At 36.5% G+C, this 16765-nt stretch carries 28 protein-coding genes; 6 read left to right on the forward strand and 22 right to left on the reverse strand.

Annotation, left to right across the window (positions count from 1 at the left end; all coding sequences use genetic code 11):
• Window positions 1–21: 21 nt before the first annotated feature.
• From AB8525_RS03495 to AB8525_RS03510, 4 genes are all read right to left on the reverse strand, one after another.
• Window positions 22–660: a YggS family pyridoxal phosphate-dependent enzyme gene (locus AB8525_RS03495; RefSeq protein ID WP_369178655.1), complete on the reverse strand. Its 639-nt coding sequence runs from the start codon at window positions 658–660 to the stop codon at window positions 22–24.
• On the reverse strand, window positions 657–1514 hold the full coding sequence (locus AB8525_RS03500) for a dihydroorotate dehydrogenase electron transfer subunit (RefSeq protein ID WP_369152636.1): 858 nt from the start codon (window positions 1512–1514) through the stop codon (window positions 657–659). Before AB8525_RS03500 ends, AB8525_RS03495 begins: the two co-directional genes overlap by 4 nt.
• Entirely contained in the window at window positions 1504–2349 is an 846-nt protein-coding gene (gene argB / locus AB8525_RS03505) for an acetylglutamate kinase (protein WP_369178657.1), read from the reverse strand. Before argB ends, AB8525_RS03500 begins: the two co-directional genes overlap by 11 nt.
• 280 nt (window positions 2350–2629) lie before the next feature.
• A complete protein-coding gene (locus AB8525_RS03510; protein ID WP_369151228.1) occupies window positions 2630–2779 on the reverse strand; it encodes a hypothetical protein in 150 nt (49 codons plus the stop codon).
• Between the two features lie 4 nt (window positions 2780–2783).
• Here AB8525_RS03510 and AB8525_RS03515 point away from each other — a divergent pair, with 4 nt between their 5' ends.
• From AB8525_RS03515 to AB8525_RS03530, 4 genes are all read left to right on the forward strand, one after another.
• A complete protein-coding gene (locus tag AB8525_RS03515) occupies window positions 2784–2939 on the forward strand; it encodes a hypothetical protein (RefSeq protein ID WP_369152638.1) in 156 nt (51 codons plus the stop codon).
• 143 nt (window positions 2940–3082) lie between these two features.
• Window positions 3083–3394 carry a cupin domain-containing protein gene (locus tag AB8525_RS03520; RefSeq protein WP_369179002.1) on the forward strand — a complete coding sequence of 104 codons (312 nt, stop codon included), beginning with the start codon at window positions 3083–3085 and terminating at the stop codon, window positions 3392–3394.
• Window positions 3395–4003 (forward strand): hypothetical protein, encoded by a 609-nt coding sequence (locus AB8525_RS03525; protein WP_369178659.1) that lies wholly within the window; start codon window positions 3395–3397, stop codon window positions 4001–4003.
• Complete coding sequence (locus AB8525_RS03530; RefSeq protein WP_369178661.1) at window positions 4000–4203, forward strand: nucleoside deaminase; 204 nt, start codon at window positions 4000–4002, stop codon at window positions 4201–4203. The genes AB8525_RS03525 and AB8525_RS03530 overlap by 4 nt, the downstream gene beginning before the upstream one ends.
• Before the next feature lie 163 nt (window positions 4204–4366).
• On the opposite strand, the gene AB8525_RS03535 is transcribed toward AB8525_RS03530, so the two are convergent.
• From AB8525_RS03535 to rdgB, 11 genes are all read right to left on the reverse strand, one after another.
• On the reverse strand, window positions 4367–5836 hold the full coding sequence (locus tag AB8525_RS03535) for a multicopper oxidase family protein (protein WP_369178663.1): 1470 nt from the start codon (window positions 5834–5836) through the stop codon (window positions 4367–4369).
• Window positions 5833–6231, reverse strand: a complete 399-nt coding sequence (locus tag AB8525_RS03540; RefSeq protein ID WP_369152644.1) for a cytochrome c — start codon at window positions 6229–6231, stop codon at window positions 5833–5835. Before AB8525_RS03540 ends, AB8525_RS03535 begins: the two co-directional genes overlap by 4 nt.
• Before the next feature lie 27 nt (window positions 6232–6258).
• Window positions 6259–6840: a cytochrome c gene (locus AB8525_RS03545; RefSeq protein WP_369152646.1), complete on the reverse strand. Its 582-nt coding sequence runs from the start codon at window positions 6838–6840 to the stop codon at window positions 6259–6261.
• 45 nt (window positions 6841–6885) lie between these two features.
• Window positions 6886–7035: a hypothetical protein gene (locus AB8525_RS03550; protein WP_369150120.1), complete on the reverse strand. Its 150-nt coding sequence runs from the start codon at window positions 7033–7035 to the stop codon at window positions 6886–6888.
• A gap of 169 nt (window positions 7036–7204) precedes the next feature.
• Window positions 7205–7906, reverse strand: a complete 702-nt coding sequence (locus AB8525_RS03555) for a copper resistance protein B (RefSeq protein ID WP_369178665.1) — start codon at window positions 7904–7906, stop codon at window positions 7205–7207.
• Between the two features lie 16 nt (window positions 7907–7922).
• Window positions 7923–9722 carry a copper resistance system multicopper oxidase gene (locus AB8525_RS03560; protein ID WP_369178667.1) on the reverse strand — a complete coding sequence of 600 codons (1800 nt, stop codon included), beginning with the start codon at window positions 9720–9722 and terminating at the stop codon, window positions 7923–7925.
• Between the two features lie 52 nt (window positions 9723–9774).
• Complete coding sequence (locus AB8525_RS03565) at window positions 9775–9921, reverse strand: hypothetical protein (protein WP_369149988.1); 147 nt, start codon at window positions 9919–9921, stop codon at window positions 9775–9777.
• 109 nt (window positions 9922–10030) lie between these two features.
• Window positions 10031–10327 (reverse strand): hypothetical protein, encoded by a 297-nt coding sequence (locus AB8525_RS03570; protein WP_369178669.1) that lies wholly within the window; start codon window positions 10325–10327, stop codon window positions 10031–10033.
• Between the two features lie 7 nt (window positions 10328–10334).
• Complete coding sequence (locus AB8525_RS03575; protein WP_369178671.1) at window positions 10335–10487, reverse strand: hypothetical protein; 153 nt, start codon at window positions 10485–10487, stop codon at window positions 10335–10337.
• An 18-nt stretch (window positions 10488–10505) separates the two neighbouring features.
• Complete coding sequence (hemW, locus tag AB8525_RS03580; RefSeq protein WP_369178672.1) at window positions 10506–11615, reverse strand: radical SAM family heme chaperone HemW; 1110 nt, start codon at window positions 11613–11615, stop codon at window positions 10506–10508.
• A 13-nt stretch (window positions 11616–11628) separates the two neighbouring features.
• A complete protein-coding gene (rdgB, locus tag AB8525_RS03585) occupies window positions 11629–12198 on the reverse strand; it encodes an RdgB/HAM1 family non-canonical purine NTP pyrophosphatase (RefSeq protein WP_369152651.1) in 570 nt (189 codons plus the stop codon).
• A 238-nt stretch (window positions 12199–12436) separates the two neighbouring features.
• Between rdgB and AB8525_RS03590 the strand changes: the two genes are divergently transcribed.
• Complete coding sequence (locus AB8525_RS03590; protein ID WP_369150108.1) at window positions 12437–12586, forward strand: hypothetical protein; 150 nt, start codon at window positions 12437–12439, stop codon at window positions 12584–12586.
• 67 nt (window positions 12587–12653) lie between these two features.
• Here the strand turns inward: AB8525_RS03590 and AB8525_RS03595 are convergent, their stop codons facing one another.
• Genes AB8525_RS03595 through AB8525_RS03615 form a run of 5 tightly spaced genes read right to left on the reverse strand, consistent with a single transcriptional unit; the run spans window position 12654 to window position 13993 of the window.
• Window positions 12654–12944: a transposase gene (locus tag AB8525_RS03595; protein ID WP_369178674.1), complete on the reverse strand. Its 291-nt coding sequence runs from the start codon at window positions 12942–12944 to the stop codon at window positions 12654–12656.
• Window positions 12887–13075, reverse strand: a complete 189-nt coding sequence (locus AB8525_RS03600) for a hypothetical protein (protein ID WP_369178676.1) — start codon at window positions 13073–13075, stop codon at window positions 12887–12889. The genes AB8525_RS03595 and AB8525_RS03600 overlap by 58 nt, the downstream gene beginning before the upstream one ends.
• A 2-nt stretch (window positions 13076–13077) precedes the next feature.
• On the reverse strand, window positions 13078–13494 hold the full coding sequence (locus tag AB8525_RS03605; protein WP_369178678.1) for a transposase: 417 nt from the start codon (window positions 13492–13494) through the stop codon (window positions 13078–13080).
• On the reverse strand, window positions 13476–13625 hold the full coding sequence (locus AB8525_RS03610) for a hypothetical protein (RefSeq protein WP_369150050.1): 150 nt from the start codon (window positions 13623–13625) through the stop codon (window positions 13476–13478). The genes AB8525_RS03605 and AB8525_RS03610 overlap by 19 nt, the downstream gene beginning before the upstream one ends.
• A gap of 2 nt (window positions 13626–13627) precedes the next feature.
• A complete protein-coding gene (locus AB8525_RS03615) occupies window positions 13628–13993 on the reverse strand; it encodes a transposase (RefSeq protein ID WP_369178680.1) in 366 nt (121 codons plus the stop codon).
• A 433-nt stretch (window positions 13994–14426) separates the two neighbouring features.
• On the opposite strand from AB8525_RS03615, the gene AB8525_RS03620 reads away from it, so the two are divergent.
• On the forward strand, window positions 14427–16037 hold the full coding sequence (locus AB8525_RS03620) for a ShlB/FhaC/HecB family hemolysin secretion/activation protein (RefSeq protein ID WP_369178681.1): 1611 nt from the start codon (window positions 14427–14429) through the stop codon (window positions 16035–16037).
• A 99-nt stretch (window positions 16038–16136) separates the two neighbouring features.
• Here the strand turns inward: AB8525_RS03620 and AB8525_RS03625 are convergent, their stop codons facing one another.
• Both AB8525_RS03625 and AB8525_RS03630 read right to left on the reverse strand, forming a co-directional pair.
• Entirely contained in the window at window positions 16137–16400 is a 264-nt protein-coding gene (locus tag AB8525_RS03625) for a hypothetical protein (protein WP_369178683.1), read from the reverse strand.
• Window positions 16401–16517: 117 nt separating this feature from the next.
• Window positions 16518–16703: a hypothetical protein gene (locus AB8525_RS03630; protein ID WP_369178685.1), complete on the reverse strand. Its 186-nt coding sequence runs from the start codon at window positions 16701–16703 to the stop codon at window positions 16518–16520.
• Between the last annotated feature and the right edge of the window lie 62 nt (window positions 16704–16765).

The following is a 16765-nucleotide window of genomic DNA, read 5'->3' on the forward strand; positions in this document are numbered from 1 at the left end:
TTTGTAAACACATGCAGGTCTTCAATCTCTTTTACCAAAAATATCCGTGCCAATACGCACAAACGAAGCGCCGTTTTCAATGGCGAACTCTAAATCGTAACTCATCCCCATTGATAAAACATCCAAATCAGGGTATTGATTAAGAACGCTTCTCATCTTGGTAAAACTTTGCTCTGAATTATCAGGGTTAGGAATACACATAAAACCTTTCAAAGTTAGATTTGTTAAACCTTTAAATTGAGTAATAATTTCATCAATTTCATCAATTGATACCCCTGATTTAGTTACTTCATTATCAATATTGACCTGTAATAAAACTTTAAGTTTAGGCAAATCCTTTGGTCGTTGATCATTTAATCTCTTGGCAATTTTCAGCCTATCAATACTTTGCACCCAATCAAAATGTTGTGCAATTTGCTGGGTTTTATTTGACTGAATTGCCCCAATAAAATGCCAGATTAAACCCTGCCCCTGCAATACTTCAATTTTATCCAACGCCTCCTGCAAATAATTCTCACCAAAATGGCGTTGTCCTGCGTTAATCGCCTGCTGTAAATCGGCAACAGGCCTGGTCTTACTCACGGCAATTAAAGTTACTTGTTGATTTTTATCAACCGCTTTAATGCGTGCCTGAACGCGCTGTAATCTATCTGCAATCAAAAGACAGTGCGTGCATCAAAAACAGGGCCATCAACACAAACGCGTTTCATTGCCAACCCTTGCTCAGTTTGCACTTGCACCACGCAACCTGCACAGCCACCAACAGCACATGCCATATATTCTTCTAGCGATACTTGGCAAGGTAAATCATATTCTTCTGCCAATTTTGCCACTGCTTCTAACATTGGGTGTGGTCCACAAGAATAAATTTCCACCTGTGCCAATTCTTCTGTTGACAAAGTGTCTAAATACACACGGGCTAAATCAGTAACAAATCCCTTAAAAACTCCTTCATAGTTTTGCAAACTGGCAAGACGACACGCCACACCCCATTCTTCTAACAAGGGCATTGTATGGCTGGCTCGTGGACATGGCTTACCCATTTTGCTGAGTTCTGGTATGAAAGGAAATGGCACTTCCGAGCCTAAAATCACAAAAGGGTCGTAATTAGAGTTTTGAATATGTTGTGCAATCGCAATCATTGGTGGCATTCCTACGCCACCGCCAATCAACAAGGGTAATTTTTTATCCGTCATCTTAAAGCCATTGCCAATTGGCCCAATAATTGATAACACATCCCCAATTTTGCGTTCAGCCAATTGCCGTGTACCTTCACCAACCACCTTATAAAGCAAATCAAACGAGCCATTTTCAACATCCACTGACATAATTGAAATCGGTCGCCTCATTGACAAAGAAGTAGAAACGCTAATATGCACAAACTGCCCTGGCTTAGTTCGTTCGGCAATTTCATCAGATGCCAAGGTCAAAATATACTGGTCGCCCTCAAATTTATAATGCGCTAAAATCTGGCAATCAGTAACTTGAATAGTGTCTCGATTATTATTCATCATCTGTAATCAGTGTGCCGACACCCTCATCAGTAAAGACTTCCAAAAGCACAGCGTGAGGAACACGCCCATCAATAATATGTGCCGCTTTAACGCCATGTTTAACAGCAGACAATGCACAATCAATTTTTGGCAACATTCCGCCATAAATCGTGTCATCGGCAATCAATTCATCAACTGTGTGTGCGTCTAATCCCGTCAGTAATTCATCATTTGCATTCAATAAACCTTGCGTATTAGTCAGTAAAATTAATTTCTCAGCGTTCAATGCCTGAGCGATTTCCCCTGCCACTAAATCTGCATTAATATTATAAGAACTACCGTCTTTTCCCGTGCCAATTGGTGCGATGACAGGGATAGAATTGCCGTCAAGTGTTGTTGTTTCAATATGCTCCACTTCGCCCACATAACCCAAATCTGCACGGTCTGTTAATTGCTTGGCAAAAACCACATCACCCGATTTACCTGATAAACCCACCGCATTACCACCGTGTTTTTGAATGAGGCTCACAATTTCTTGATTAACTACTCCACCAAGTACAGACTCAACCACGCCCATCGTCTCACTATCCGTTACCCTCATACCGTCAATAAACTGACTTTCCTTACCAATATTTTCCAAAGCCCGTCCAATTTGTGGCCCACCACCATGTACTACAATCGGGTTCATACCCACCGATTTCATCAACACGATATCCCGTGCAAAACTAGACTTTAATTTCTCATCAATCATCGCATTACCGCCATATTTAATAACGATATTTTTACCCGAGAATTTTTGGATATAAGGCAACGCCTCAATGAGAACACTGGCAATATTATTGGTTTTGTTAGACATCCGCTTAAAGATATGAATTCATTAGCCGATTATTTTACCACTAAAAATCATTATTTCATCATCTCGGAAAAACCTATTTGGTTTTTTATTTATCAAATTCAACTTTATCAAAATATTTAGAATTTAGGGTACCCAAAAACCCAAACACAAAAAATTAGCATTTTTCCAATCAAAAAAACCTATAAAAACCTTGCTACAAAATAATTTAAAGTAAAATAAACACCATCTTTTATCAAAAAACAAGACAATAACAATAGGATTATTTGACTACCAATTCAAACTAGAAGAGACCTTTGCATAAATAGGGATGATTAGCAAAATGACAGATTTTATTAAATTGGAAATTTTTTAAATCCACTCCTAGCAGGGCTAAGGGTGTTTTTAAAAAGTTTGTAATTTGATGAAAGATGGCGTTTTGATGATTATTCATATTTATGCAAAGGTCTCTAGAAGAAATCAACAAAAAACAACCGCCTTTACAAAAGTTAAATGCAGTGATAGACTGGGAACTGTTTAAAGAGCCTATAGAAAAAGCCTTAACCATTCAAGTCAAAGTGCCTGGTGGCAGACCGCCTTTTGATAAATTTTAGTATTTTTCATTTAATTACACACTGACCCTAATTATTGGACCCTAATTATTGCACACTGACCCTAATTATTGAGAAAATATTTTAAAAAAAAATATAAAAATTGGAATTAAGGTAAGGGGTTATGGATTATGCAAAGGTCTCGAATGAACATAATACGCAGCAAAAAATTTACCTCAGATATCCCTTGGGATTCAATTGAAATAGCAAATATGGATGGGATTACAACCCATCTACATTGGACAAATAAAGCCTATAAATGGCATACCAATGAAGGGGATGAGGTGTTCGTTGTTTTAGACGGTCAAGTAAAAATGCTATATCGTGTTAATGGCGAGAAAACATCCGTTTTATTAAATGAAGGCGATATATTCTATGCAACAGAGGGAGTTGAGCATGTTGCTCATCCCGTTGGAGAAGCAAGAGTGTTGGTTATCGAAAAAGAAGGGAGCGTTTAAATGATAGACATTGACATTATTTATAAAATAATTTTATTTTGGGTTATTTTTTATATCACCCCTGGCCCCGTGTGGGTTGCGGTTATGGAAGCCACTCGTAACCTATCCAACACAGAAGTTTTGCGTTTTTTTACCAAGGTTTTCTTACCTGTTAATGCAACCCTTCAATTCGCTCAAGCAATGATTTGTGTCGTATTCGTAGAATGGGTGTCAAGGATTTTTGCCGACATTGGCTTATGGTTTTATATTTTTGGCGGATTGTATATTCTTTATTTATCTTACAAAGTCATCCGCAGTAAAACAAAAAACACCACTTTAGATTTGACCGTTTCTAATCTGGTTATGATTATGGCACTTTCGCCAAAAATATGGCTGTTATTCCCATCAGGGGCAATAATTGCCACACAATTAGAACAAAGTATTATGCTCAACGCCTTTATTTTTGCATCAATAATGGCGTTAGTAGCCAGTTTATTTTTCTTCCTTTATGCAATTATTGGAAAAATGGGCACTAAATTATTAAAGGATAATTTTGCTTATTTATCCTTCTTTTTATTGATATTATTTGCACTATTTCTATTTAACGAAGCAGCCAACTTACTTCAATGAAAACCGATGAACAATGGATGGCACTTGCTATTCAACAAGCAATATTAGCAGAAAAAATAAAGGAAGTACCCGTCGGTGCAGTCTTAGTCCAAGACAACAAACTCATTGCCAGTGCCCACAATCAACCAATTCTAAATAATGACCCGACTGCCCACGCAGAAATCCAACTCTTGCGTCAAGCAGGCAAAAAACTGGAATAATTAGGGTCAGAGTGTTATTAAACAAAATGTGAATAATTATGAATAATTAGGGTCAGAGTGAATAATTAGGAGAATTAGAGTCAGTGTGTTATTTAACATAAATTGCACACTATAATTATTCATTACTTCATTTACAGCCTATATACCCTTGTAGATTACACCATCAGACCACTGTGAACTGCCCCATCATTCCTCTATCTTCATGCTCTAAAATATGACAATGATACATATAAGGTATTTTTGCATCGCTAAACTCAGGGAATTTCATCACCACTCTCACTGTTTCATTCGGACGCACATAGACAACATCTTTAAAACCTAATTCATGCCCTCTAACACCGCCATTTCTAGAAATAATTTTAAATTGCACATCGTGAATATGGAACGGATGTGCCATCATTGAATTATTTTCAATCGTCCAAATCTCGGTGCTACCTGCTTTCACCACTTCATCAATGCGATCTATCTCCATCGCTTTGCCGTTAATACTGAAAGAATTGCCGCCAAACATCATCATCGGACCCATTTTCATTTCCAGCACCATTTTTCTTTCTTTAACCACTTCTGACGGTTTTGGATTGTCGTGTTTGACTAAATTTGCAGGGATGCTACGATTGCTTTTTGTAGCTTGACTGGCATCAATTTGTAAAATATCCATATCCTTGCCATCGTCCATCATTCCACTCATCATCCCCATCATGCCTCTACCTTGCTCTTGTTTATGTCTTGATTTATGACGCAAAATCGGCATTCTGCCATCAGATACATCCACCAAAATCTCTACGCGTTCTGCAGGTGCAAGACGCAATCTTTTGGTTGTGTGGCTTTGTTCTAATAAGCCACCATCACTGCCGATAATATGAAATTCGCGATGGTCGTCAAAACTCAAATGATAAGTTCTGGCATTAGAACCATTCAAAATACGAAAACGCACTAACGATTTTTTCACTTTTAAAACAGGGTTAATAACCCCATTCACCAAAACAGTTTTTCCGCGTTTACCCATCATCCTATCACGCATTGAAGTCATATAAGCAAACGCCCCATTTTGCTTAAAATCTCTGTCTTGAATAATCACAGGTATATCATCAATACCATAGTCAATCGGTAAATTCAAGCTTTTTGATTTATCATCATCAAGAATAAATAATCCCGCTAAACCGTGATACACCTGCTCGGCGGTTTTGTGTAATTGATGTGAGTGATACCAAAGTGTAGAAGCATCTTGAATAATATCAAACTCGCTCAACCAACTGCCATTAGGATAAATCGGCTGATGCGGACCACCATCGGCTTTGGCAGGTAATTTCATTCCATGCCAATGCAAAGTGGATGTTTCATCAATATGATTATTAACATTAATATGCACACGGTCGCCTTTATTTGCACGCAAAGTAACGCCAAGAAAAGACTGGTTAACACCCAAAGTTGGGGTGAGTTTATTCGGTAAAATTGCCGTTTGCCCTGATTGAATATTCAAATCAAAATACACATCTTTGCCTACTCTTCTGCCCATTTCTAAAGTCGGCACTTGAAAATTATTTCTAAATAAACGCCTACCTGCCAATACAATTTGCTTTGGAAAAGTAGCTAAAATTACCCCTGCTTGAATGAATTTTCTTCTGCTAATCATTTGAACCTCCTGTCGTATTTTTGCTGGATGTCTTTTGGCCATAAACTGTAAAGATAATCTAAGGTTGCTTGTTTTTCTTTTTCGCTTAGTTCATTTTTAAATGCTGGCATCCATCCGCCCAATTTTGCACCGCCATTGTTAATGGTGCTCAGTAGTAGTTTTGGTGAGTGGTGCCAGGCATGTGCTGTGCCGTTAAGAGGGGGTGCTGGGTATTTCCCGTTGGGTAAAGTTTGCTTCCAATTTTTGGTCAAACCAACTGCTTCTTTGCCATGGCAAGACGCACAATTTTTGTTGAAAACTGTTTTCCCCAATGCCACTTCTTTTGCTTTCGCATCACCACTATCAAAACAACTGGCTAAAAGCAATGCACTTAATGCTATTATTATTTTCTTCATTTTCTCTCCTTTTTTATAAGTTTTATTTTAATGCGAATGTTTGCCCTCTTGATGAGCATTGTTACTTCTAGGAAAAACTAGTTTTTCCGTATGCTCAGTATTTTTATGTGTATGCCCACCCTCGCCAACCAACTGCGTATATTCAGAAGCAGACATACCATTAAGTTTTTCTAAAAAAGCCACCATTTCCCATATTTGTTGATCAGTATGTGAATCACCCCATGCTGGCATTCCCGTCATTTTCAGTCCATTTTTAATGGTCCAAAATATATTGCCAGAGCCGTGACCCGTATGCTTTTCTTGATAAAAAATAGGTGCTTTTGGATAAAGCCCAAGACTGAGTTCTGTTGATTTTGTTGTAGGCGATAAATGGCATTGCACACACATTGCATCAAAATTTTTCGCACCATTTTCAATCATATTAGGCTTTGATAAATCAGGCACTTTAATGTCGTGTGCACGAACAGTAATAGATCGTTCTTTTACAAATGCTAATAACTTTGTGGCAATATTCCAATGCTGATCTTTGGCAGAAACATTAAACACTCCAAACCAAATCAATGAAAACAACACTCCAACAATTAACAATATTTTTAATAAAATTTTCATTTTTTATACTCCCAAAAAAAGTTATGATTAACCTGTCAGTTGATACTATATGAGACCTTTGCATAAATAGGGATGATTAGCAAAATGACAGATTTTATTAAATTGGAAATTTTTTAAATCCACTCCTAGCAGGGCTAAGGGTGTTTTTAAAAAGTTTGTAATTTGATGAAAGATGGCGTTTTGATGATTATTCATATTTATGCAAAGGTCTCTATATACCTAAAATCTCAATAAATTCACCTGTATTGTGAATTGTAGTTAAAGGCTAGCCATTAACTACAATTCATGCCTTTTATCCAAATGAATTTATTAAAACCTCAGACACACAGTATCCAATTGTCAGATTAGCCCTATATTATAAAAACTAAAACCAAAAACGCACACCAACTACTAGCTGCGTGTCCTCAATATTTTCACCTTCAGTGGCAGAAAAATCAGCAGTATTGCCGTATTTTTTCTCCCAATTGATGCCAATATAAGGGGCGAATTCGCGCGTTATTTCATAACGCAATCTTAGTCCTGCTTCAACAGTAGATAAACCTTTTCCTGTGCCTGTTAATTCATCATCTTTACCGAAAATATTGATTTCTATTTCTGGGGAAATAATCAATTTTTGACTAAGCATATATTCATATTCAGCATCTAAGCGTACCGCACTTTGACCAGACTCACCAATAAATAACGAGGCATCAATTTCAAATAAATAAGGCGCAAGCCCTTTGGCAGCAATCACACCCCAATTACGACTTGGTTTCGGATTAAAGTCCTTTTTAACACCAAATTGTAAATCCCAAAAAGGTGCAACTGCTTTTGAATACAGTAATTGCAATTCGGATTGTTCAGTGTTGCTGCCAACTCTTTCACCTTCAGCTTTAATCCAAAGTTTGTTTAAATCTTGACCCACCCAAGCATCAATATTCCAAACCCTAGGGTTATCGCCATTTGTACTACGCATCTCCACTTCGCCCATTACTTTGGTTAAAACAGGATCATCTTCCATGCTGGCAAATGACAATGATGATAAGGCAATGCTATAGCTTGCCAATGTTATTGTTAATAATTTCATAATATTTCTCCTATAATTAAGCCACAATCACCTGACGGAACATACCTGCCATGTGATAAAGTAAATGACAGTGATATGCCCACGAACCTTTGGCATCAACAATCACTCGATAACTAATTTTTGCCCCAGGCTGCACAATCACGGTATGTTTGCGTGGAATATACATATTATCACCTGTTTCCAAATCACTCCACAAACCATGTAAATGCATCGGATGATTCATCATCGTGTCATTCACAAGCGTAATGCGAACTACCTCGCCCATCTTAAAACGCAACGGCTCGGCTTTAGAAAATTTAACCCCATTAATCGACCACATATAACGCATCATGTTGCCCATTAAATGCAGTTGAACTTCACGGTCTGGGTCTGGATAGTTGTGTGTCATATGCAAATTGCGTAAGTCAGCATAAGTCAAGACTTTTCTGCCATTATTGCGCAGGCCTACACCTGGATCGTCCAAGCGATATTGAGGACTCGCTGAACGCATATCAACATGCGGGCCAAACTCAGTATCGGCATGGGTTACCATTGAATCCATGGTTGACATTTTTTTACCGCCTGACATATTCATCTTCGAGTTATCCATACCTGCCATTGGCTTTTGACCCATATTCATTTTAGAATGATCCACACCTGCACTAGGTTTACCCCCCATATCCATTGACCCATGATCCATGCCAGCCATATTCGACATATCCATACCCATATCGGTATGTGTTAGATTGGGTACTTTATCAAGTTCAGGCACTTCAGCAGTCATCGACACATTTGGTGTCAATGTGCCTCGTGCGTAACCAGAGCGGGCAATATCTTGAGCAAAAATCGTATAAGCCATATCATCTTTTGGCTCAACAATTACATCATATGTCTCAGACACACCAATACGAAATTCATCCACATTGACAGGTTGAACATTATTACCATCTGCCGCTACCACCGTCATTTTTAAGCCTGGGATACGCACATCAAAAAATGTCATCGCTGAACCGTTGATAAACCTTAATCGTATCTTTTCACCTTTGTTAAATAGTCCAACCCAGCCTTTATCTGGTGTATGTCCATTGGTAAGATAAGTATAGGTGTAACCCGTCACATCTGACAAATCACGCTGAGACATACGCATTTGATTCCACATTTTTCGACTATTCCAAGTGCCGCTAACGCCTTTTTCTCTAATATCATTCATCAAATCGCTATGTGTACGTTCGCCTCTATTGTAATAATCTGAAAGTTTTTTTAGATTGGCATACACATCATTTGGGTCTTCATCAGTCCAATCCGACAACATCACTACATAATCTTTGTCATATTCAAATGGGTCTTTATCAATCGGGTCAATCACAATCGACCCATACAAACCTGTTTGCTCTTGATAGCCAGAATGCGAGTGATACCAGTAGGTACCGCTTTGTTTAGCTTTAAACCGATAAGTAAAAGTTTGCCCTGGATCAATACCATGAAAATCGTTACTGATATCAGGCACTCCGTCCATCTCTGATGGCAAAATTAATCCATGCCAATGAATAGAGGTGCTTTCTTTGAGGTTGTTTTTCACATGCAAAGTTATCATCTCACCCTCCTTAAGCCTTAATAAGGGTGCTGGGAGTGAGTTGTTCACGGTGGTTGCCTGACGCGTTGTGCCCGTAAAGTTCACACTTTGCTCTCCAATGCTCAGGTTAAAAGTGTTGCCTGTTAAAGTTGTTATATTGTTGCGCATACCCGCAAATAAAATACTTGGGTTAATCGCTAATGCCGCAGCGCCCATTGTTACGCCAGTAACAAATTGCCTGCGTGATAATATTTTGTTATTCATTTTTATTCTCCTTAATCAATAACTATTTGAATTGATAAACAATTCTTAAGTACTAGAGACCTTTGCATAAATAGGGATGATTAGCAAAATGACAGATTTTATTAAATTGGAAATTTTTTAAATCCACTCCTAGCAGGGCTAAGGGTGTTTTTAAAAAGTTTGTAATTTGATGAAAGATGGCGTTTTGATGATTATTCATATTTATGCAAAGGTCTCTACTACTAAAAAAACTTAGTTTGATTTACGATTGACGATAATAAAGTTTGTTTTATAAAAACAAATTTACAGACATCAATACGCTAGAAAATTTAAACGATTGGAGGGGGGAGAATCACCTTAGAGGAAAAAGATGTATAAAAAGTATTAGAAATGAAAGCCACTGAAAGTGATTGAGGAATGACTCTCTCAGAAATTACAACCTTTTTATCAATAGACAAATGTTGCGCACAGACTGTATCGCAACATCCTGATAAATGTTCTTCAACAGACATATTCATCGATTTACTATCTAATGAACAATGCTCAATACCGCTAGATACAGCAATATCGTTAGCATTAACTAACGACATAAATGCAAGAAAAAACAATGATAGTAAAAATTTCATTCTCAAATTATATCATGAGACCTTTGCATAAATAGGGATGATTAGCAAAATGACAGATTTTATTAAATTGGAAATTTTTTAAATCCACTCCTAGCAGGGCTAAGGGTGTTTTTAAAAAGTTTGTAATTTGATGAAAGATGGCGTTTTGATGATTATTCATATTTATGCAAAGGTCTCATCATAAAAAAATAGTTTGCAAATCGTTCAAAAAATCAAATCCTTTTTTAGTGGGCTGAATACATTTATCAGTCAACTCAAGCAACCCTATTTTTTGTGATTTTTTCAATTGTTGTTCAATTATCTGTATAGGCTGCCCTGTTCTTTGTGTAAATAAATCGGGGGAAAATCCTGCTTTGAGACGCAATGCATTGAGCATAAATTCAAAACCCACTTGTTCTACAGGGGTGATTTTATTTTGATTGTTTTCAATAAAATCTTTAGGAGATTTTGATTGTAAAGTGCGGATAATTTTGTCGTCAATAGTAATTTTCCCGTGTGCTCCTGCACCAATACCTAAATAATCACCAAACTGCCAATAGTTAAGATTGTGCTTGGCAGGGCGTTGTGAAAATGCGGATATTTCGTATTGTGCAAAACCTAATTTTTCTAATAAAGTGTGTGCTTGTTCTTGCATTGCCCAATTGGTTTCTTGTGAGAGTTTTGGTGGGTATTTGGCAAAAAAAGTATTAGGCTCGATAGTAAGTTGATAAAAAGAAAGGTGAGCTGGATTTAAATCAATCGCTTGGCAAACATCGTTCAGACATTCGTCTACCGTTTGCCCCTCAAAACCAAACATTAAATCAATATTAATATTATCAAAGCCAACAGATTGCGCCTGTTTGATGGTGTTGACGGCGTGTTGGCTGGAATGGATTCTGCCAAGATTTTTTAAATGCCTATCATTAAAAGATTGCACACCGATGGACAAGCGATTAACGCCCAAGGCTCGTAATTCGCTGAATTTTTCCGTATCACTCGCCCCTGGATTGGCCTCCAAAGTGATTTCAATATCTTTGGCAAAAGTCAGGGTATTTTTCAACCCTGAAAACAATATTTCCATTGCTTTAATCGAGCACAAACTAGGTGTGCCGCCACCAATAAAAATCGTTTGTATCTTTCTCCCTTGAAGCCAATCGGCTTGTAATTGATTTTTCAAATTCGCCAAAACGGCTTGCATATAAAGGATATCGTTATCGGCTTTTTGCTCGTGCGAATTAAAATCACAATAAGGACATTTTTTCACGCACCACGGATAGTGAATATAAAGAGAAAGTGGCGGTAAAATCATGGGACTGTGAACATTATAATTGAGTGAGTAAACTTTGCAATGCCAAGGCACGGTGTGAAAGAGTATTTTTGTGTTCTGTATCTAATTCTGCTGATGATTTTTTAAACTCAGGCAGATAAAAAATAGGGTCATAACCAAAACCATTATCACCCTGCCTTTGCTCTAAAATCTGCCCCTGCCATTTTCCTGTAGCAATAATCGGTGTCGGATCGGTAGCGTGTTCAACAAAGACGATGGCACAATAAAAATAGGCATTTCTGTCTTTAATTCCTGCTAAATTTTTAAGCACTTTATCGATATTTTTCTGGTCGTTACCGCCACTATATCGTGCCGAGTAAATCCCTGGTGCACCGTCAAGTGCATCAATACTCAACCCTGAATCATCTGCCAAAGCGGGTAAACCTGATTGCTGTGATGCGTTTCGGGCTTTTTCCAAGGCATTTTCTACAAAAGTTAGCCCTGTTTCAGGTATTTCTTTCACACCCATTGTCTTCATTGAAACCACTTCATACACACCTTTGAGCATGGCATTAAATTCTCTGATTTTTCCTTGGTTATTACTGGCTAAAATTATTTTTTGCATAATTGAGACTTTTTTATTAACCTAGCGCAATAGTGCATTTTCCACCCAAAAAATAAGGAAAATAGCCAGTTATTTGACGAGTTTCTGAGTGGAAAAAAGGCTGCTTTATGTGTTTCATAAGTTGTTCTGGGTTAATAAAGAGACCTTTGCGTAATTCATAATTTATTATCTTGATTTTCAATTTTATCATTTTTCAAAAATATTGTCTAAAATTTCTTATAGAGACCTTTGCATAAATATGAATAATCATCAAAACGCCATCTTTCATCAAATTACAAACTTTTTAAAAACACCCTTAGCCCTGCTAGGAGTGGATTTAAAAAATTTCCAATTTAATAAAATCTGTCATTTTGCTAATCATCCCTATTTATGCAAAGGTCTCTTATAATTTTCCAATAAAAATCTAAAAACACCCTGTTTTCTTGGCTTTTTCTTCTATTTTAACTTTTTGCCACTCATTGGACACAATAATCCCTAAGCGTTTTTAACCGTTGCATTTCTTTAAAAATATTCATCCCGGTTTTAAGATTATGGCTCATGGCAATAAGCTGTGCTTTGGCTTTATTGCGTTCTAACCCAAGGTATCTTGCCTTGCCTAATCCGTGGTGAAGTTTTAACAGTCCAAAGGTTCGTTCAACAATATAGCGAATGGATGAGCGTTGTTTATTGTCTTGTTTTTGTTGTTTGGTTAAAGGCTTGTTTCTGTAGGCTCTGTGCAGTATTTTGTTATTGTGAGACCTTTGCATAAATAGGGATGATTAGCAAAATGACAGATTTTATTAAATTGGAAATTTTTTAAATCCACTCCTAGCAGGGCTAAGGGTGTTTTTAAAAAGTTTGTAATTTGATGAAAGATGGCGTTTTGATGATTATTCATATTTATGCAAAGGTCTCATTGTGTTTACCGAGTCTTTCATCGTTCTTTTTGTTGGCATAAGCACTATCAGCAAAAACTTGACCATGAGCCTTGTTGAGTAACCTATCCATTTCTTGACTGTCATGGACATTGCCAGGGGTGTAGGTCATTCTTTTAACAAAGCCATCTTCATCAGTATTGGCGTGCATTTTAAAGCCATAGGTGGTTTTGCGTTTGCCATCGGCTGCGGTCTTCACATTATAGCCAGCTTCTGAGTCTTGGGTATTGTTGCTATCTTTGCCCTTGCGCTTACGCGATTGTTTGGCTTCTATGACGGTGGCATCAATGATGTTAATTGAACCTAGCGTTACAATAATTGAGTTTTGCTCTAAGTGATTGTTGATTTGTTCTAGTAATGGCTCTAATAGAGACCTTTGCATAAATAGGGATGATTAGCAAAATGACAGATTTTATTAAATTGGAAATTTTTTAAATCCACTCCTAGCAGGGCTAAGGGTGTTTTTAAAAAGTTTGTAATTTGATGAAAGATGGCGTTTTGATGATTATTCATATTTATGCAAAGGTCTCTAATAGTTGCTCCGTATTAAGCAGTTGTCTAAAACGCCATATGCTTGAATGGTCTGCTACATTCTCAGATAGGGATAAATCAATAAAGCGTCTGAACATTAAGTCTCTGGCAATTTTTTTCTCTAAGGCTTCATCGCTGAGGTCATGCCAAGCTTGAAGGATGAGAATCTTGAACATCATCAATGGCGGGTAACTGGGCGCACCTCGCTTGGATGAATACAAATTTGAAAGTGTTTGCTCTATCTCATTCCAGTTAATGATGTTGTGAACATCATCAAGTTCTGATAGGGATTTATGCTCAACGACAAGAGAATCTGCGAATGAGTTTTGTTGAGTGTTTTTCCAGGACATTTTAGTATTTTTATGGTTGATTTAGAGGGTGTTTATTTTACCAGTTTGATGTGTTTTTAGTTGATTTATGCAAAGGTCTCTAAGACTAATTTCATTCGTTTTATACTACACAATTTCCTAATAAATTCCTTCTCTATTAAAATATCATTCCAAGCGTTACAGGATTTATCTACAATATCATCGTAATTTTTGAAACACATATTTGATAAATACCTTTGCTTAATATTAAGCCACAACTGCTCCACTGGGTTAAGCGCTGGTGCTTAAGGTAGTAATGGTGGCAATGGCATTGGAATAACATTACATCACCCCAAAGTATTTATACCCCAATCCAAAAGTAGAGATTGCAAAGGGTGGTGCTAGGTTTGTGATTTCTATTTTTGGATTAGGGAAAACTAAACCAATCAAAAGAAATAGTATTAAAATAAACTTTATGCTAAAAATATCGTTTTTAATCCATCTTGGCTTTTATTTGACACTAATGTCAGTCCCTGCCACTTCTGCTACCCAAGTTAACGCTTTGACACTAAATTCAGAACAAGAACTTAATAATTGCATCAGGCTAAAAGCCATTAATTTAGATGAGTACCAATTATTTACTTTGGAGCAACAACAGTCTTTATTGCATCCCTATCTTGGTCGTTGTATCAGTGCTGAGATGATTAAAACGATAGTAACTGAAGTAGATAGTTTTTATACTAATCATGGTTATATTACCACTAAACCTTATTTAAAACCACAAGATATTAACAGCGGAGCAATAAAAATCAATGTGGTAACTGGCATTATTCAAAATATTGTCAATAGTAAAACACAAAAGGTAGATGGCAAAATTGCCACAGCATTTATTCATCAAAACAACAGTCCACTTAATTTGCAAGATATTGAAACTGCACTAGAGATGATTAACCGAGTGCCCTCAGTTGATGCAAAATTTAAAATAAAACCCAGTAAACAAATAGGAAAAAGTGTGATTGAGGTTGATACAACTGAATCTTCGCCATACCATTTTAGTTTCGGTGTGAATGGAGAGGGTGATTTGAACGATGAAAATCCAGACCTTAACGCTGTGTTTTCAATCGATAATTTATTGGGTATTAATGATATTTTATCAATTACTATTAATGGCAGCATGCTACAACAGAAATACCAAGGCACTAAAGGAAGTGAATACAATTATTCTTTTCCTATCGGTAGTTATTTGATTGATTTTACTGGTGCAGATATTTCTTATCGAAAAGGTGCTGTTGGCTTAAATAGCAAAACCTATTTGGCCAATGGAAATACAGAAAGCAAGCGTTTAAAAATTAGCAAAATACTTGCTAGAGATAAACGCAATAAGTATCAACTTCTGTTCTCAATTTACCATAAAGATACTAAAAATTATGCTGCCAATGTGCCGCTTGATGTGTCTAGTTATAAGACCACTTTGGCGCAAGTTGATTTTATTCATACGCATTCACAAAATCGATGGCAGTTGATCAATACTTATAGTTATTACCAAGGTGTAGATTGGTTTGGTGCGAGGGATGATAATTATATTAGTGCTGAGCCTGACTTAATTAACCTGGCAACTTTAGAATTTAAGAAGTTTGGTATTGCCAGTAAATGGTTGTACTATTTTCAAGATAGGGATTACTCGCTAAATTCAAATTTTCGTCTGCAATATACCAAAGATAATTTATATGATAATGACAAACAAACTGTAGGTGGTAGTGGCACAGTCAGAGGCTATAGTGCGTCAAATTTATTTGGCAATAATGCTTGGTATGTCAGAAATAATTTGTCAAAATCTATTGCGTTAAACTGGCATCCAAAGCTATTAAAAACTATAACGCCTTTTATTGGACTTGATTATGGCAAAGTAAGATGTGAAAGTGACAATAATAGTAATTGTGGTGAGATTGCTGGTAGCGCCATTGGGTTTCACACCGATAGTAATAATTTAAGCACAACCCTCACATGGTCGTATCCATTAAAAGACCTTGGACAAGATTTTAAAAAAGAACCGTTATTTGTATTTAGTGCTAATTGGAAGTATTAATCAAGTAGGCGAATCTGTTGAAGTCAATAATACCACTCAATAAAATACAGGCTGAGACCTTTGCATAAATAGGGATGATTAGCAAAATGACAGATTTTATTAGAGACCTTTGCATAAATAGGGATGATTAGCAAAATGACAGATTTTATTAAATTGGAAATTTTTTAAATCCACTCCTAGCAGGGCTAAGGGTGTTTTTAAAAAGTTTGTAATTTGATGAAAGATGGCGTTTTGATGATTATTCATATTTATGCAAAGGTCTCTATTAAATTGGAAATTTTTTAAATCCACTCCTAGCAGGGCTAAGGGTGTTTTTAAAAAGTTTGTAATTTGATGAAAGATGGCGTTTTGATGATTATTCATATTTATGCAAAGGTCTCAGGCTATCATTATGGAGCAATAAGAGACCTTTGCACCAATATGAATAATCATCAATAATCCACTGTGAGTGAAAATTGAATTTTGCTAATCGTCCCTATTTTATGAAAAAGTTATGAAAAAAGTTTCAATAAACAACATAAAGAGACCTTTGCATAAATAGGGATGATTAGCAAAATGACAGATTTTATTAAATTGGAAATTTTTTAAATCCACTCCTAGCAGGGCTAAGGGTGTTTTTAAAAAGTTTGTAATTTGATGAAAGATGGCGTTTTGATGATTATTCATATTTATGCAAAGGTCTCATAAAAAAAGGTACAATAATATCTTTTTATTAAAATCATTTTAAT

The sequence above is a fragment of the Candidatus Thiodubiliella endoseptemdiera genome (assembly GCF_964212635.1).
GTDB classification, from domain to species: Bacteria; Pseudomonadota; Gammaproteobacteria; order PS1; family Pseudothioglobaceae; genus Thiodubiliella; species Thiodubiliella endoseptemdiera.

Bases quoted from the DNA above. Each gene is read 5' to 3' on its own strand.
- AB8525_RS03550 (WP_369150120.1), bottom strand. From the start codon at position 7,035: ATGAATAATCATCAAAACGCCATCTTTCATCAAATTACAAACTTTTTA.
- AB8525_RS03515 (WP_369152638.1), top strand. From the start codon at position 2,784: ATGCAAAGGTCTCTAGAAGAAATCAACAAAAAACAACCGCCTTTACAA.
- AB8525_RS03560 (WP_369178667.1), bottom strand. From the start codon at position 9,722: ATGAATAACAAAATATTATCACGCAGGCAATTTGTTACTGGCGTAACA.
- AB8525_RS03555 (WP_369178665.1), bottom strand. From the start codon at position 7,906: ATGAAATTATTAACAATAACATTGGCAAGCTATAGCATTGCCTTATCA.
- AB8525_RS03565 (WP_369149988.1), bottom strand. From the start codon at position 9,921: ATGAATAATCATCAAAACGCCATCTTTCATCAAATTACAAACTTTTTA.
- AB8525_RS03610 (WP_369150050.1), bottom strand. From the start codon at position 13,625: ATGAATAATCATCAAAACGCCATCTTTCATCAAATTACAAACTTTTTA.
- argB (WP_369178657.1), bottom strand. From the start codon at position 2,349: ATGTCTAACAAAACCAATAATATTGCCAGTGTTCTCATTGAGGCGTTG.
- AB8525_RS03520 (WP_369179002.1), top strand. From the start codon at position 3,083: ATGAACATAATACGCAGCAAAAAATTTACCTCAGATATCCCTTGGGAT.
- hemW (WP_369178672.1), bottom strand. From the start codon at position 11,615: ATGATTTTACCGCCACTTTCTCTTTATATTCACTATCCGTGGTGCGTG.
- AB8525_RS03570 (WP_369178669.1), bottom strand. From the start codon at position 10,327: ATGAAATTTTTACTATCATTGTTTTTTCTTGCATTTATGTCGTTAGTT.
- AB8525_RS03620 (WP_369178681.1), top strand. From the start codon at position 14,427: ATGCTAAAAATATCGTTTTTAATCCATCTTGGCTTTTATTTGACACTA.
- AB8525_RS03530 (WP_369178661.1), top strand. From the start codon at position 4,000: ATGAAAACCGATGAACAATGGATGGCACTTGCTATTCAACAAGCAATA.
- AB8525_RS03535 (WP_369178663.1), bottom strand. From the start codon at position 5,836: ATGATTAGCAGAAGAAAATTCATTCAAGCAGGGGTAATTTTAGCTACT.
- AB8525_RS03500 (WP_369152636.1), bottom strand. From the start codon at position 1,514: ATGATGAATAATAATCGAGACACTATTCAAGTTACTGATTGCCAGATT.
- AB8525_RS03510 (WP_369151228.1), bottom strand. From the start codon at position 2,779: ATGAATAATCATCAAAACGCCATCTTTCATCAAATTACAAACTTTTTA.
- AB8525_RS03575 (WP_369178671.1), bottom strand. From the start codon at position 10,487: ATGAATAATCATCAAAACGCCATCTTTCATCAAATTACAAACTTTTTA.
- AB8525_RS03605 (WP_369178678.1), bottom strand. From the start codon at position 13,494: ATGCAAAGGTCTCTATTAGAGCCATTACTAGAACAAATCAACAATCAC.
- rdgB (WP_369152651.1), bottom strand. From the start codon at position 12,198: ATGCAAAAAATAATTTTAGCCAGTAATAACCAAGGAAAAATCAGAGAA.
- AB8525_RS03545 (WP_369152646.1), bottom strand. From the start codon at position 6,840: ATGAAAATTTTATTAAAAATATTGTTAATTGTTGGAGTGTTGTTTTCA.
- AB8525_RS03590 (WP_369150108.1), top strand. From the start codon at position 12,437: ATGAATAATCATCAAAACGCCATCTTTCATCAAATTACAAACTTTTTA.
- AB8525_RS03595 (WP_369178674.1), bottom strand. From the start codon at position 12,944: ATGCAAAGGTCTCACAATAACAAAATACTGCACAGAGCCTACAGAAAC.
- AB8525_RS03540 (WP_369152644.1), bottom strand. From the start codon at position 6,231: ATGAAGAAAATAATAATAGCATTAAGTGCATTGCTTTTAGCCAGTTGT.
- AB8525_RS03600 (WP_369178676.1), bottom strand. From the start codon at position 13,075: ATGAATAATCATCAAAACGCCATCTTTCATCAAATTACAAACTTTTTA.
- AB8525_RS03615 (WP_369178680.1), bottom strand. From the start codon at position 13,993: ATGTCCTGGAAAAACACTCAACAAAACTCATTCGCAGATTCTCTTGTC.
- AB8525_RS03625 (WP_369178683.1), bottom strand. From the start codon at position 16,400: ATGAATAATCATCAAAACGCCATCTTTCATCAAATTACAAACTTTTTA.
- AB8525_RS03630 (WP_369178685.1), bottom strand. From the start codon at position 16,703: ATGAATAATCATCAAAACGCCATCTTTCATCAAATTACAAACTTTTTA.
- AB8525_RS03525 (WP_369178659.1), top strand. From the start codon at position 3,395: ATGATAGACATTGACATTATTTATAAAATAATTTTATTTTGGGTTATT.